The sequence below is a fragment of the Sanguibacteroides sp. AM78-02pH3A genome (genome assembly GCF_027666085.1).
GTDB lineage: Bacteria > Bacteroidota > Bacteroidia > Bacteroidales > Marinifilaceae > Gabonibacter > Gabonibacter massiliensis.
The window spans coordinates 28697-44868 of sequence record NZ_JAQEHX010000009.1 but is presented as its reverse complement, the minus strand read 5'-3'; the positions used below and the strand labels follow the sequence as shown (position 1 = coordinate 44868).

Annotated in this window: 8 protein-coding genes; all 8 read left to right on the top strand. The window is 42.9% G+C overall.

Annotated elements, in window-relative coordinates; translation table 11 throughout:
* The first annotated feature begins 110 nt into the window (after positions 1-110).
* The 8 genes from PGR74_RS11955 (at position 111) to PGR74_RS11920 (ending at position 16138) form a co-directional block, all read left to right on the top strand.
* Positions 111-1298 (top strand): FecR family protein, encoded by a 1188-nt coding sequence (locus PGR74_RS11955; RefSeq protein WP_146216448.1) that lies wholly within the window; start codon positions 111-113, stop codon positions 1296-1298.
* Between the two features lie 280 nt (positions 1299-1578).
* Positions 1579-5001 (top strand): SusC/RagA family TonB-linked outer membrane protein, encoded by a 3423-nt coding sequence (locus PGR74_RS11950; protein WP_059025332.1) that lies wholly within the window; start codon positions 1579-1581, stop codon positions 4999-5001.
* 14 nt (positions 5002-5015) lie between these two features.
* Positions 5016-6524, top strand: a complete 1509-nt coding sequence (locus PGR74_RS11945; protein WP_270517254.1) for a RagB/SusD family nutrient uptake outer membrane protein — start codon at positions 5016-5018, stop codon at positions 6522-6524.
* 9 nt (positions 6525-6533) lie between these two features.
* Entirely contained in the window at positions 6534-7295 is a 762-nt protein-coding gene (locus PGR74_RS11940; protein WP_059025334.1) for a DUF4843 domain-containing protein, read from the top strand.
* Positions 7296-7313: 18 nt separating this feature from the next.
* Positions 7314-8939: a PKD-like family lipoprotein gene (locus PGR74_RS11935; protein WP_270517252.1), complete on the top strand. Its 1626-nt coding sequence runs from the start codon at positions 7314-7316 to the stop codon at positions 8937-8939.
* Positions 8940-9055: 116 nt separating this feature from the next.
* Positions 9056-11392: a S9 family peptidase gene (locus PGR74_RS11930; RefSeq protein WP_059025336.1), complete on the top strand. Its 2337-nt coding sequence runs from the start codon at positions 9056-9058 to the stop codon at positions 11390-11392.
* Between the two features lie 5 nt (positions 11393-11397).
* The gene (locus PGR74_RS11925; protein ID WP_059025337.1) at positions 11398-13719 is read left to right on the top strand and encodes a S9 family peptidase; all 2322 of its coding nucleotides are present in this window, start codon (positions 11398-11400) and stop codon (positions 13717-13719) included.
* 94 nt (positions 13720-13813) lie between these two features.
* Complete coding sequence (locus tag PGR74_RS11920; protein ID WP_270517250.1) at positions 13814-16138, top strand: S9 family peptidase; 2325 nt, start codon at positions 13814-13816, stop codon at positions 16136-16138.
* Positions 16139-16172 lie beyond the last annotated feature (34 nt).

Genomic DNA, 16172 nt, shown 5'->3' with positions numbered 1-16172 from the left:
ATTTTATGATGTATTTGTTTTTAGGATAATTGTTCCTGAAGCGGAGGCAAAAACTTTTTTCGAAAAAAACGAAGATTCATTTAATCCTTTTGAATACCCTTCGTGTAATAATGATGATGAAAAGAGAAAACCGGACATATCAGTATGACATTGCCGCCATAATAGTTTCCTATTTGCGGAATGAAATCAATGAGGCCGACCAACGGAAGTTAGACGCGTGGGTGGCTTCTTCAGTTCGTCATAAGGAGCTCTTTTCACGGATTTGTGACGAGACGATGCAGTTGGAGGAGATTCGGAAAATTCTGTCTCATGATGCCAACAGTGCATGGGTGGTGTTAAAGATAAAAGCCGAAAGGCGCCGTAAACAACGTTTATTCAGGATATACAAGGTTGCAGCTTCTGTCGTGGTCTTGTTCGGTGTATCTATGATTTTGTGGTTGAAATCTTCGAATAAGCTTGCGGAGGAGGAGAAACTGGCCGTTCGAGAAGAGATCGTGCCGGGACGTCCGATGGCGAGGTTGACGGTTGCTTCAGGGATTACATATCAATTGGATACGTTGGGAGATTTGATGTTGGCAAGTTCTGCAGCAGAGAATAACGGACGGGAAGTGGTGTTTAAGGATTTAGATGAAGTACAGCAGGATTCGTTACCCCAATATGGAAAAATGGAGATTCCGCGCGGAGGAGAATATAGAATGGTTTTAAGCGACGGCACCAAAGTTTATTTGAATTCGGCGACGGTGTTGCGTTTTCCGGAGAGTTTTGCGGGCTGTAAGGAACGGGTGGTGTATCTTTCGGGAGAGGCCTTTTTCGAGGTGGCTAAGGATGCCGATCGGCCTTTTGTCGTTGTGTGTTCAGCTTACGATGTCCGGGTTTTGGGAACCTCTTTCAATGTTTCCGCTTACGAGGACGATGAAGATTCGAGGACAACGTTGGCTTCTGGGAAGGTCGAAATAAATACGCGTAATAACAAGCAAATCGTATTGAAGCCGGGGGAGCAGGCCATAGTGACGGATAGAGGTGTGGATGTGAAAGGAATAGATGTGGAACTTTACACTACGTGGATGCACGAGAGCTTCCGCTTTAAAGGCGGTAGTATAGAGGAGATCATGAAAAAATTGGCTCGATGGTACGTGGTGGATGTGTTTTATGCCAATCAAGCGGTAAAAGATTTTCATTTTACCGGTTTTTTGCCTCGTTATGCAAAAATCGAAGATGTGTTGGAATTGTTAAGTTTGACGACAAAAAATATAGCGTTTGAAGTGAAAGGTAAAAGTGTATGGGTTAGGGAAAAATAAAAGAAAGGGTATAAGAAAAGGGCCAGAGCTGCAACCCTGACCCTTAAATGTGTACTAAAAATAAACCAAAAGGGATTACAAATATACTCTTTTTTTTCCCATAAACAAATATTAAGCAAATTTTCTCGCGATAATTTTGAAAAAAAATTATGCGGGAGAAAGGGGGTTTGTGGTGTATTGAATTTTTATAAAACATCAATTACTTGATTCAGAGAATACTATGGTAACTTTCTGACTCTGGTGATATGTACTAAAAATGACCTAAATAAATTAAAAATCAATGAGAAGTAAAATGAAAAACTGGTTGTTTGGTCATAGTCGATTTTCGTTAGGCTCGAAACTGACGTTAATGCTATTGCTAATCACGCACATTGCTTTTTCAAGCGAAAAAGCTTTCAGTCAACAGAACATTACAGTTCAGTTTGAAAAACAGTCCTTGAGTGAGGTGTTGAATGTACTGAAAACGAAGACTACGTATGAGTTTTTGTACAATGACGAAGAGGTGAAGAATATCACGAACATTACCCGTTCCTTCACGGACGCGACGATTTCTGAAATATTGAAGTCCTGTTTGTCCGGAACGAAGTATGATTTTAAGATCGTGAATAACATCATCATCATTACTCCGGACGATCAAAAGAAAGAAGAAGTAAAGGCTGTTACGGTAAAAGGTAAGGTTTTCGATGAAAAGGGCGAACCTCTACCCGGTGTTGCGGTTATTTTGAAAAAGACAACTTTGGGTGTCGTTTCGGACATTGATGGTAAATTTGAAATTAAGTTTCCCAAACGGGATACGATGATTCTGGTCTTTTCTTTCCTTGGAATGAAATCCCACGAAGTGGATGTTAACAAGATCAAGGATCTGAGCAAAGATGTTATCGTAAGATTGCAACCGGATGTAACGGAAGTGGACGAGGTTGTGGTTACCGGATACGGACAGATCAAGAAGCAAAGTTTTACCGGTAGTGCGCAAACGATTGAGGGTAAAGAGTTGCTGAAGGCTTCTAAAAGTAATGTGATAAAAGCATTGCAGGCTTTTGATCCTTCTTTTAGAATACAGACGAATAATCAATGGGGATCCGACCCGAACGCGTTGCCTGAAATGTATATCCGGGGACGTTCCGGTATCGGTGTGAAAGAGTTGAATAAAGATCCGTTATCTAAATCAGCCTTGCAGAATAACCCGAACCTACCGACGTTTATTTTGGATGGTTTTGAGGTAGATGTACAGAAGGTATACGACTTGGATATGAACCGGGTTGCCAATATTACGATTTTGAAAGATGCTGCTGCAACGGCTATGTACGGTTCTCGTGCTGCTAACGGTGTGATCGTTATCGAGTTGATCGCTCCGAAACCGGGAGAAGTGACGGTTTCTTATACCGGAAAAGCCACGGTAACCATGCCTGACTTGTCCGATTATAATTTGGCAAATGCAAAGGAGAAGTTAGATATCGAGGTGCTTTCCGGCTTATACGATCCGGCTAATTATAATGGTTTGGACGATGCCATGAAGGCATACAATAGACGTTACGAAAGGCTTGTAGAGGGTGTGGATACCGATTGGATGTCGATGCCATTGCGTAATGTCGTTGAACACCAACACAGTTTGTATGTTGAAGGAGGTAACAATGATTTGCGTTACGGTTTGGATGCCCAATTCAACAACAGAGGCGGTGTAATGAAAGACTCTTATCGTAGAACGATGGGTGTGGGATTTTCCGTGGATTATCGTTTGAACAAGAAGTTCCAGGTAAAGAATACAATCTCTTATACCTACACGAAATCGCAAGAGTCTCCTTACGGTTCCTTCAGCGATTATACGGAGTTGTTGCCCTACGATCGTCCATACGATAAGAATGGTAAATTGGTAGAGAAGTTGGATTTCTCCGTGGATGCCTCCAATTCAGGTTTGAACAACCCGTTGTATGAAGCTACTTTGAATAATTTCGAGTATAGCAAATACGACGAGTTTATCGATAACCTCAGTATGAACTGGTATGTTAATGATTTCTTGTCAGTCAAAGGACAATTCAGTATCACCAAGCAGTATACGAAAGGAGAACGTTTTTACGATCCTCTTTCCAACAAGGTATCTGCCAAGGATTCTGACGATAGCGACGGTCTTTTGGGAGATTTGTACTGGAATAAAGGAGAAAATACGAACTGGAATGCCAATGTATTCGTTTATTACAACCGTTTGATCGGTGCCCACAGTGTGAACTTTTCTTTGGGTATGAATGCCCGCTCTACGAAAACGACCACGACCTCCATTCACTACAGAGGTTTCCCGTCCGGAGAGTTGCATTCACCGAACTATGCTGCCGAAGTATACGATAAACCTTCCAAGAGTGAGAACCAGACCCGTTTGGTCGGTTTTATCGGAAGTTTGAACTATACTTATAATGATATTTACCTGTTGGACGCTTCCGTACGTTTTGACGGTTCTTCCGAATTCGGACGTAATCAACCTTGGGGTTCTTTCTGGTCCGGCGGTTTGGGTTTGAATATTCATAATTTCGAATTCATGAAAGACAACGGAATTTTCGATCAGTTGAAAATCCGCGGATCTTACGGACAAACCGGTAAGGTGAATTTCTCTCCGTACAGTGCAATAACTACTTACGAAGCTCAAACGGACGAGTGGTACAAAACCGGATACGGTGTGAAATTGAAAGCTTTGGGAAACAAAGATTTGACCTGGGAAACCACGAATGAGTTGAATGTCGGTTTGGATATGACCGTGTTTAACCGGTTCACGTTGAATTTCGACTTCTACAATAAGAAAACGGTTGACTTGATCAATGATGTGACGCTTCCGACCTCATCCGGTTTCTCTTATTATGTAGACAACGTGGGAGAGAACCAAAACCGCGGATTTGAAATTCAACTTCGCGCGGATATCATTAAGAAGCGGGATTTGAACATCGCTCTTTGGGGAAATTTAGCCCACAATAAAAATAAGATTTTGAAAATCTCCGAGTCGTTGAAAATGTACAATGACCAGGTAAACGACTATTATAAAGATGCCGAGGATGATCAGGTTAGTGCTTCTTGGATTAGTAAAGATCCCAAGTATTCCAAGCCGATTATGAAATACGAAGAGGGCGGTTCTTTGACCTCTCTATTTGCGATGCAATCTTTGGGTATCGACCCGAGTAACGGAAAGGAACTTTTCCTGAATCGCGACGGATCCGTTACTCATACCTGGAGTGCAACCCAACAGGTAATCGTTGGAAATACCGAGCCGGATGCTCAGGGTTCTTTCGGTTTGAATGCCATTTATAAGAACTTCACCTTGTTTGTTAACTTTATGTATCAATGGGGTGGACAGGCTTATAACCAAACGTTGGTCGACCGGGTTGAGAATGCAAAAGTGGAAAACAGAAACGTGGACAAACGGGTATTGACCGATCGTTGGCAAAATCCGGGAGACGTGACTCCTTTGAAAGATATTAAGAATCGTGACGTGACGACTTTGCCCACCTCTCGTTTCGTGCAGGATGATAATTTCCTCACCTTGTCTTCCATCTCTTTGACGTATGATTTCAACGAATCATTTGTAAAACGTCTTAGAATGAGCCGGATGAGTTTTGAGGTAAGTATGGAGGATATCGTAAGATGGTCCAGTATTCGTCAAGAACGGGGACTTAGCTATCCGTTTGCACGGGGTGTAAGCTTCTCGTTAATGGTCAACTTTTAATTAATTAGAAAACTATGAAAAGATATAAGTTAATATTACTTTCTGTTTGCGTGTTGCCTTTTGTGTTGGCTTCGTGCAACAAGTGGCTGGATGTCTCTCCGGAGGATCAGATCACGGAGGAAGAACTTTGGAGTAAGGGAGAGGGATTCCGGAATGCCTTGAACGGTGTTTATAAATCGATGGCCGCTTATAACCTTTACGGTCGTAATCTGACTTGGGGATTGGTAGATGCTTTGGGACAATGTTATAATATGAATTACGCGGCGGATAATGCTACCAGGGATATGAAGAAGGCCGTGGAGTACGAGTTCGAAGACGAAGCTTTGAAACCGGTTATCGAAACGATCTGGGAAGAGGCTTATAATACGGTAGCCAATTGCAACAACATATTGAATAATGTGCCTCAGGCTGATCCTGAAATTTTTGCAGCCGGAGAACGGGAAAAGAATATGATATGGGGAGAAGCCTTGGCTTTACGCGCCTTTATCCAGTTCGATATGTTGCGTTTGTACGCGGCAGCTCCGGTAACGAATCCGACCACGAAATATATTCCTTACGTGGATACTTATCCCTCTTTGATCTCTAACAAGAAAAGTGTAAATGAATGTTTGGATCTGATTATCAGAGATCTGAAGGATGCAAAAGCGTTTTTGTGGAAGAGCGATTCTGCTTACGCGTTAACTACTTCCAATCGTTTTGAGGTTGCCGGAAGTTTGACCAACCGCTTTATTTCGACCCGGGGCTACCGGATGAACTATTATGCCGCTTGTGCTGCATTGGCCCGGGTATACCTGTATGCAGGTCAGACGACCAACGCGTATAACGAAGCTACTGCTTTGATCGAAATGGAGAAGAAAAATAACTATTTCTCTTTCAGAAATTCGGCCAGCAATGGAGATTTGAAATTCTATAGCGATATCATTATGGGATTGTATGCTCCCAAGTTAGGAGATTGGGATCGGGCTGCCAATGAGGTGATGAGCGGAAGCAGCATGTATTATTTGAGACTGACGAACATTAAAAAAATCTTTGCTCCGGACTTAAAGGGTTCTTATGAAGATATAACGAGTGACGATTATCGCTTTAAGTATCAAATCGAGAACTACATGGGATACGAGTATTTCCGTCCTTTGAAATACAAAGAACAAACGGCGACTACGACCCAGACAAAGGTTGCTAACTATTTGGTTCCGATGTTGCGTATGAGCGAAGTATATTATATCGCCGCAGAGGCTATTTGTGGAACCAATTTGGACGAGGCTAAGGAGTATCTGTTTAAAGTAAAATCCGGAAGAGGAATCAGATCTGCTGCCGTGACGGAACAAAAACAGGCTATTAAGGATAAAGATACCTTTATTGAAGCTTTGCGTAACGATATGCGTAGAGATTTGTGGGGAGAAGGACAATTGTTCTTTATGTTTAAGAGATTGAACGAAGCTATTCCTTCGGATTACGAGACCTTCGGTCCTTCGGATGAGTATTTTGTACTTCCGGTACCCGATAGTGAAATTACTATTAAATAAAATCGAATTATGAAGACAAATATTATATTACTTCTTTTATTGTCCCTGTTTTCTCTGTCGGCTTGCGACGAGCAAGGTTTATGGGAGAATTCGAATGATGTGACTTATATCTATTTCTCTAAGGATGCGACAAAAGACAGCACGGCGACTTCTTTTAAATTGTTTGCCGGAGAGAACCGGATTACGATTCCCGTGGAGGTAACGGTTGCCGGTAAGTGGCCGGATCAGGATATCGAGTATACCGTATCTGCGGATTTGAACGAAACCACCTTGTATCCAGAGAACTATGTTATTCCGGAAAAATTCGTTTACCGCGCCGATCATAAGGTTGATACGATCTTTATCGAATTTATCAACCATCCCGATTTGGCCACGAAAAATTTGAGATTGGTTTTGAAAATCGATCCGAAAGGAGATGTTTTGGAAGGACCGGTTATCAATCAAAGAGCGATTATTTCTATCACGGACCGGATTTTCCAACCGGAGTGGTGGACCGTATGGGATTTTATCGGTACGAACGGACAACCCCTCTTTAATATAGCGGAAGCTTATTATATCGGAGAATATTCGGATACGAAATACCTGATGTTCCTGGATATACTGGACGGTGAGCCTTTTGACGGAAAGGACCGGAACAAATTGAGGGGTTATTGTTTGCAATTGAAGTACAAGATCGAGGAGTTCAACAATGATCCGGCTAATCAAGCTGCCGGGTTGACACCGTTGAAGGATGAGAATGGTAAAGTAATAACTGTTCCTATCAAGGGATAATTAAAACGAGAAAATAAGATGAGACATAATTTTTTATGGATTGTAATGCTGCTGATGGCAGTGAGTTGTTTGGACGATAAAAACAACTACAATTACAAGGATATAAATACGGTTGGAGATTCTAAGATTACAGGATTAAGAAGTGTTTATACTTGTTTCCCCGGCGAAGAGGTGCATTTGGTTCCCGAAGTAAAGCTTTCCAAAGACACGTTGAATCCGGATGTAAGCTACTCCTGGTATGTTAACGGTGCTTTAACCGAACATACGGAGCCCACGTATACGTTCAAATCGGATGTTATCGCCACACATAAGATCGTTTTTTGTGTGACCGATAATCAGACCGGTGTTCAGTTTGTGGCAGGAACTCAGGTTTCCGTTGACTCTCGTTGGCTAAAAGGGTGGATGATCTTGTCCAAGGGGGCCGGAGACGCTTCTCAGGTATCCATGGTGTTGATGAGAAGAAGCGAAGTCGCTTTACCGGAAAATCAAACCAAAGATACGATTTACTATGATGGCCAGGATATCAATATTGTAAAGGATCTGGGAACGGGACCGAAGAAATTGAGAGAATCTTTTATGATTTACGATTATGGTTTTGACGGAGCCATGGATGAAATTGTTGTGTTACAAGATAACAAATGCGCAGAATTACACGGGAGCGACTTGCATAAGGTAATTAACACGGAAGAAGAATTCTCGGGAGCCGTTCCCTCCAACTTCCGTCCTTTGGATGCTATTATGACCACCGGATTAAAATGCGTATTGGATCAAAACGGTTATGTTTACACGAGTACGGGAGCCGTAATCACCGATTTCCATGCCGGAAGATATCCGTCGGAGCCGGCCTTCAACGGAAGAAAATTTAAAGCACTTTATCAATCCAACCGGAATAACGCTAAGTTTTTCTTAGCTCTTGACCAAAATAATACCTTGGTCGGAATCGTAGACGATGCTACCGCCAGATACGGTAGTCAGGATGTTCAAATGGGGGGTAAAGCGGGTGCGTTAGCCGAGATTCGTTTCCCCGAATCAAGCTACGATAAGACTTTGTTCCAGAAAATACCGGAAGAGGTATTGTTTACGACATGGACGGATGGAGAGTACGAAGATCCTTCGTTCGTATCTTTGCTGAAAGGACAGAGCGATTATTACATGCATACTTATTCTTTTGAATATAAGAGTAATCCTTCTTCGGAAGAGCCCAATTTGGATGTTACCTCGACCAACGGAAGAACACATAAAATTTCTTCTGCCATGATGGATAATTTCACGGATGCGGCTGCACTTTACTACTATAAATGTTTGATCGTGGCTAACGGCAACAAATTATACAGTTGTTCTTTGACCGACGAGAACGATCCCGGTAAGGAGTTTATGACTTTCGCCGGTAATATCGTTGCCATCGATGCCAAGGATATGGGACGAGATGCGGATAGCCCGAGATATGATTTCGGCGGTGCTCATGTCGGAGTGGCGTTGGATAACGGAGAGTTCTATATCTACGAGCTCAAGTATGACGAGGATGCGGCGAAAGTGACCGAGATGCGGGAGTTGTATCATTATGCCGGATTTGGTAGTATCGTAGATGTCATATACAAGTATGGAGAAAGTACTATGGTAACTTTCCCGTATCAGCCGAATTGATTACAAACTGGATTTTAATAAATGTGGAAGGGAGCTCAGGCTCCCTTCTATGTTCTAACGAAGGAGGGTGCGGATGTGGGGGATATAGATGGTAATTGTATGTAAATGATAATTGTATGAAAAAATGTTTGATTTTATTTCTGTTATTTTTTGTTTTTGAAAGTGGGAATGCACAGCAGAAAGCGAATTATAAGTTAGCAGAAAAATTTACCCGGATGGGGTTGAGCGGGGTCGTATCGCAGAATAGCACGCGGGTCGTTCCCCGGTATATCCATAACGGAGAAAAATTTTGGTTTGAATTCAGAACGGACGAGGGGAAGAAATTTTATTTTGTAGATCCGGAAAAAGGAGAAAAGCGTCTGCTTTTCAATAATACGGATATCGCCCGGGGAGTGAGTGAGTACACCCGCAGGGCTTATGACGAGAAAAATTTAGTATTGTCGGATATCGATTTCTCCAAAGATTTGTCGAAAATGACCTTTTCCATGGATAACGGAGAATACGAATACAACATGAAAACGAAGGTTGTACGACAATTGCCGAAGCAGGAAAAGAAGGAGGAACCCGAGAGGTATACCTGGATGTCGCTGTCTCCGGATAGCAGTTATATTTTATACGCGAAAAATCATAACCTCTATGTCAGAGGAAATAAATATAAAGGTCGGGATACGACCGAAATACAGTTGACAACCGACGGGGAACAATATTTTTCCTATGCCCGGGATAACCAAAGTATGGACTCCACGGAGACGGAAATGGAGGGACGTTGGTTTAAGTTCGCCAATAAAGCTTACGTTTTACGCCGGGATCAACGGAAAGTGGAAGAGATGGCCGTGATCGACGTATTGGCTCAACCGAGACCCAGGGCAATAAGTTATAAATACGATATGGCCGGGGCGAAAGAGCTGTCTAAATGGGAATTGTCCGTTATCGATGTTGAGAAACGCAAAGTATTGAAGATCAATGCAGATAAATGGCAGGATCAGGATATGGAAGTGTTATACACGACCAAAAAGGGAGATAAAATTTTCTTTGAGCGTTACAAGAGGAAGCGGGATGAGGTGGAACTTTGTGTTGCCGATACCGAGACCGGAGAGGTGAAAGTATTGATCCACGAGGAGGACAAGCCCTATATCGATTACCATATGCGGAATATCGTCTTCCTGAATGAAGGAAAGGATATCCTTTACCGTTCGGAGCGAACCGGATGGGCCCATTACTATCATTACGACGGGGAAGGAAACCTGAAGAATACGATTACCTCAGGCGATTGGGTGGCCGGACAAATTGCGGCCATAGATACTGCCGGCCGGACCGTCTATCTATATGCGCACGGGTATGATAAAAAGATGAATCCTTACTATTACCAAGTAGTAAAAGCCCATATCGACAGGGAAGGGGTTTCTTTGTTATCTCCCGAAGACGGTCAGCATAAAGCTACCTTTTCCGAATCCAGAAAATATTTTATAGATACCTATTCAAGGGTAGACCTGGAACCGAAGTTTGTTTTAAAAGACAATAAGGGACGAGTGATTATCCCGGAATTGGCAAAAGCCGATTTCAGAAGGGCTTACGAGATGGGGTGGAAGGCTCCGGAACGTTTCACCGTGAAAGCGGCAGACGGTTTGACCGATCTTCATGGAATCATGTGGAAGCCGGCCGATTTCGATCCGAACAAGAAATATCCGATCATCTCTTCCGTTTATCCGGGACCTTTCTTCGAATATGTTTCTACCGGATTCAGTTTGAACGACAGCTACAATATGAAGTTGGCGCAGCTCGGATTTATCGTGGTGTCTATGGGACATCGCGGAGGAAGCCCGATGCGGGGTAAGTTTTACCACCGTTACGGATACGGAAACTTAAGGGATTATCCTTTGGCCGACGATAAATATGCCATAGAACAGTTAGCCGATCGTTATCCTTTTATAGATATCACGAAAGTCGGTATATTCGGGCATTCCGGTGGCGGTTTCATGTCCACGGCTGCCATCTGTACCTATCCTGATTTTTACAAAGCAGCGGTTTCTTCTTCGGGAAATCACGATAATAATATCTATAATAACGGTTGGGTCGAAATTCATCATGGCGTGAGAGAGAGGAAAGAGGTGATCAAGGACAGCATCAACGGAGACCGGGAAGTGTCGGAATTCAGCGTGAAGGTTGCTACGAATATGGAGCTTGCGAAAAATCTGAAGGGACATCTTTTGTTGGTCACGGGGGATATGGATAAAAACGTTAATCCGGCTCATACCTTGCGGATGGCTCATGCACTGATAGAAGCCGGGAAAAATTTTGATATGTTGGTATTGCCCGGAAAAGGCCACGGATACGGAAATGACGACTATTTCTTTGAACGGAAATTGTGGTATCACTTTGCCAAATATCTATTAGGCGATACGACGGCCGATCATTTTGGAACTATAGATCAATATAAAGAAACAGAAAATTGAAAGCGATGATAAAGAATATAGTGTTAGGGATGCTGTTATTGGCAGGTTTTAGTCTTTCTGCCCAACAGAAAGCGAATTATAAATTGGCCGATCGTTTTACCTTTAAAAATTTCCGGTATGCCGACCGGAACAGTTTATCTATTTACCCGGAATTTATCAACGACGGGGATTGTTTCTGGTTTTCCTTTACGACGGAAGAGGGTAAAAAGTATTATTACGTGGATCCGGCTAAACGGGAAAAAAGGTTGTTATTCGACACGGGAAAGTTATTGGGACAATTGAGTGAGGAGACCCGTAAGGCATACGATACAAAGGATTTTACTCTTCAGGGAGTCGAGTTTGATAAGAAAAGGTCCTCTTTCACCTTCGTTTTTGAGAAAAACAGGTATCGTTACGATATGAAAACGGGGCTCGTTGAAAAGGTGGATACCGTGATCAGCAAGGGATGGGGAGAATCTTGGAAAAAGTATTCTCCGGATAGTTCCTATATCGTTTATGCCAAAAATCATAATCTGTTCCTGATGGGGAATAAGGAGAAAGGAAAAGATACGACCGTTGTACAATTGACGACGGATGGGGAGAAATATTATACTTACGCGAAAGAGGAGGCGGATACGTTTCCGACGGCTCCTGTTGCCGTATGGTTGAAAGATTCGAAGAGAATCTTTGCCGTTCGCGAGGATATGAGAAATATGAAAGAGATGGGTATCGTGGATGTATTGGCAGAGCCTCGTCCCAAACTGAAAACCTATAAATACTCAATGCCGGGAGATCAGGAAGCCGGCCGTACGGAAATGGTGATTATCGATGTAGAGACGAAAGAGATCAAAAATATCGATATACAAAAATGGAACGGAGAATATTTTTCTGTTTTACATACTTCGAAGAACGGCGATAAAATCTTTTTCGAGCGTCGTCCCCGGACATTTGACGAACAGGAAGTTGGCGTTGTGGATACGAAAACGGGAGAGGTGAAAGTGTTGATTCATGAGGTCGATAAGCCTTTTATGGACTATAAGATGGCCAATATCATGTTTTTGAATGACGGGAAAGATATTATTTATCGTTCGGAGCGTACCGGTTGGGGACATTATTATCTTTATGACGGGGAGGGTAATTTTAAACATGCCATTACCTCGGGAGCTTGGGTGGCCGGTCCTGTGTCCGATATCGATACGGTGGGACGCACGCTCTATTTTTATGGTTTGGGGATAGATAAAAATATCGATCCTTATTACTATACCTTGTGTAAAGTGGATATCGACAAACCGGGAAGCGTGAAGCAACTGACTTTTGAAAATGCGACCCATATGGTTCATTTTCCTAAATCCTATGACTATTTTGTGGATATATACAACCGGGTAGATATGGTTCCCCGTATTGTACTCAAAAATAAGAAAGGTAAAGAGTTAATGGAGTTAGCCAGACCGGATATCCGGAGAGCGGTGGAGATGGGATGGAAAGCCCCCGAAAGATTTAAGGTAAAAGCCGCCGATGGCGTGACCGATTTGTACGGTGTAATGTGGAAACCTTTCGATTTTGATTCCACGAAACAGTATCCGATTATCTCTTCGGTTTATCCCGGACCGTTCTACGAGTATGTTCCGACCCAGTTCGCATTGCTGCATGACGATAATACCCGTTTGGCTCAGCTCGGTTTTATCGTGATTGCCGTGGGACATCGCGGGGGAACTCCTATGCGGGGTAAGTTCTATCATACTTATAGCCACGGTCGTTTACGGGATTATCCCTTGGCGGATGACAAATATGCCATCGAACAGTTGGCGGACCGTTATTCTTTCATCGACGGTACGAAGGTCGGTATATACGGCCATTCGGGAGGTGGTTTTATGTCCACGGCAGCTATTTGTACCTATCCTGATTTTTATAGTGCTGCCGTGTCTTCTGCCGGAAATCACGACAATAACATCTATAATTCCTGGTGGGGAGAGGTTCATCACGGGGTAAAAGAGGAGAAAAAAGTGATTAAAGACAGTATCAACGGCGATCGGACGGAGAGTACCTTTAAATTTAGTGTCCCCACGAATATGCAATTGGCCAAGAATTACAAAGGCGGTTTGTTGCTGATTCACGGTTGGGTGGACGATAATGTGCATCCGGCACATACCTTGCGGATGGCGGATGCCTTGATCCGTGCGAATAAAAACTTTGATATGATTATTCTACCTGCTGAAAATCACGGTTTTGGAGGCGCTGCCAATACCTTCTATGAGCGGAAAATGTGGTTTCACTTTGCCAAGCATCTGTTGGGTGACGAAACGGGTGATTTTTATTACGAGATAGAGCAGTACAAGGATCGAAACTAAAAGATTCGAAGAGGATGTAATTTAGAGATTCTGTGATTACTTCATTCGATCACAGAATCTTTTAATCGTTAAATCATAAATAATATTATATGTGATGCGGAGTATTTTAATATGTATACTATTGTCAGGGATCGTATTTTGCAGTACGGCGCAACAAAGGGCGAATTACGAGTTGGCGGAACGTTTCCGGTGTCTTACTCGGGTGCCTGTCGTGAAAAATTCGTTGGAGATACGTCCCCGTTATATCAATAATACCGACCGTTTCTGGTATGATTTCCGGACGGAAGAGGGGAATAGGTATTATTTGGTCGATCCGTCGAAAAAAAGTAAACGTTTGCTCTTTGACAACGCGGAGTTGTTGATGAAAATCAGCGAGATTACCCGTAAGGCTTATAGCGATAAAGAGTTGGATATAAATTTTGAATTTGCTCCCGACGGGAAGACCATTTATTTCAACTTCGACCGGAATAATTTTGCCTATAATACGGAAACCAAAGTGCTGAAAACGGAAGAGAAAACGAGAGGTTATTACTCTTCCTCTCCTTATTGGATGTACTATTGTGCGGATAGTTCCTACATGCTTTTTGCTAAAAGACATAATCTTTACGTGGTCGGGAATGCTGAAAAAGGAAAGGATACGACAGAGATACAGCTGACAAAGGATGGAGAACGTTATTATACTTTTAACCGGGAGGACGAAGGAGAGATCGACGATCGTTTCGGTTGTTCCGCCAAATGGTTTAAGCAGGGGCATAAGTTTTATGCCATAAGGGAGGATTCCCGTTTAGTAAAGGAACTGTGGTTGGTCGATGCGTTAGCGGAACCGCGTCCGAAACTGAAAACTTACAAGGCTGAATTAGCTGGGGACGAACATGTGATCCAATATGAACTTCTGATCGGAGATGCAGATAAAGGGGAAGTGAAGAAAATAGATATAAGCCGGTGGAAAGATCAGTATATTGACGTGTTGTATACCAGTAATGATGGGAAAAGACTTTATTTCCAACGTTACAAGAGAACCTGGGATGAATGTGAAATCTGCTGTGTGGACACGGAAAGCGGAGAGGTGAAAGTGTTGATTCATGAGGTTGATAAGCCTTATTTGGATTACCAGATGAGAGGTATCTCTTTTCTGAATGACGGAAAGGAGATTTTATTCCGTTCGGAACGTACCGGATGGGGGCATTATTATTTATATGACGAAAACGGGAACCTGAAAAATCAGGTGACTTCCGGGGCCTGGGTCGCCGGACCGATTATGAAAATCGATACGGTAAAGAGACAAATCTATTTTATCGGTTTGGGTAAAGAGGCAAACGTGGATCCTTATTACTACGTGCTATACCGGGCCGATATAGATAAAACGAACGCGATAACCTTGCTGACTCCCGAGAACGCAACGCATGATATCAGTCTGTCTCCTTCATGCAACTATTTTACCGATAGTTATTCGAGGGTAGATATGGAGCCTGTAAATGTGGTTCGCGACCGGAAAGGGAGAGTTATTATGGAGTTGGAAAAACCGGATTTACGCCGTCTTTATGAATTGGGATGGAAAAAACCGGAACGCTTTAAAGTGAAAGCGGCTGACGGGGTTACCGATTTATACGGGACGATGTGGAAACCGGCCGATTTTGATTCGACCAAGTGTTACCCGATTATCTCTTCCGTGTACCCGGGACCTTTTTTCGAGTATGTCCAGACTCGTTTTACCTTAAATGATGATTTGAATACCCGTTTGGCACAAGTCGGTTTTATCGTAATCTCTGTCGGACACCGGGGGGGAACACCTATGCGGGGTAAATTTTATCATACCTATGGCTATGGTAATCAACGGGATTACCCTTTGGCAGATGATAAATACGTTATCGAACAGTTAGCAGACCGTCATGCATATATCAACGGGAAGAAAGTCGGAATATTCGGCCATTCCGGGGGCGGTTTTATGTCTACGGCGGCTTTATTGACTTATCCCGACTTTTACAGTGCGGCTGTATCTTCCGCGGGAAATCATGATAATAATATTTATAATAAGGGATTCGTGGAGATCCATTATGGCGTGAAGGAGAACAAGAAAATCGTTAAGGATAGCGTTAACGGAGACCGGGAGGAGATTACATTTACGACTAAAAGTAAGAGCAATGCGGAGTTGGCCAAAAATTACAAAGGGGGGTTGTTGATCGTTACCGGAGATATGGATAAGACGGTTCATCCGTCACATACGTTAAGGGTCGTGGATGCTTTGATAAAGGCGGGGAAAAATTTCGATATGTTGGTATTACCGGGCAATACGCACGGTTTTAGCGGAGAAGCGGAAGATTTCTTCGAACGGAAATTGTGGTTTCATTTTGCAAAGCATCTTTTAGAAGATGATTCCGCTGATTACGAAGGCGATATCAATTATTTTATGAAGCGTTAATGTTTGTGGGGAGGGATATAGCTATGGGGTTAAC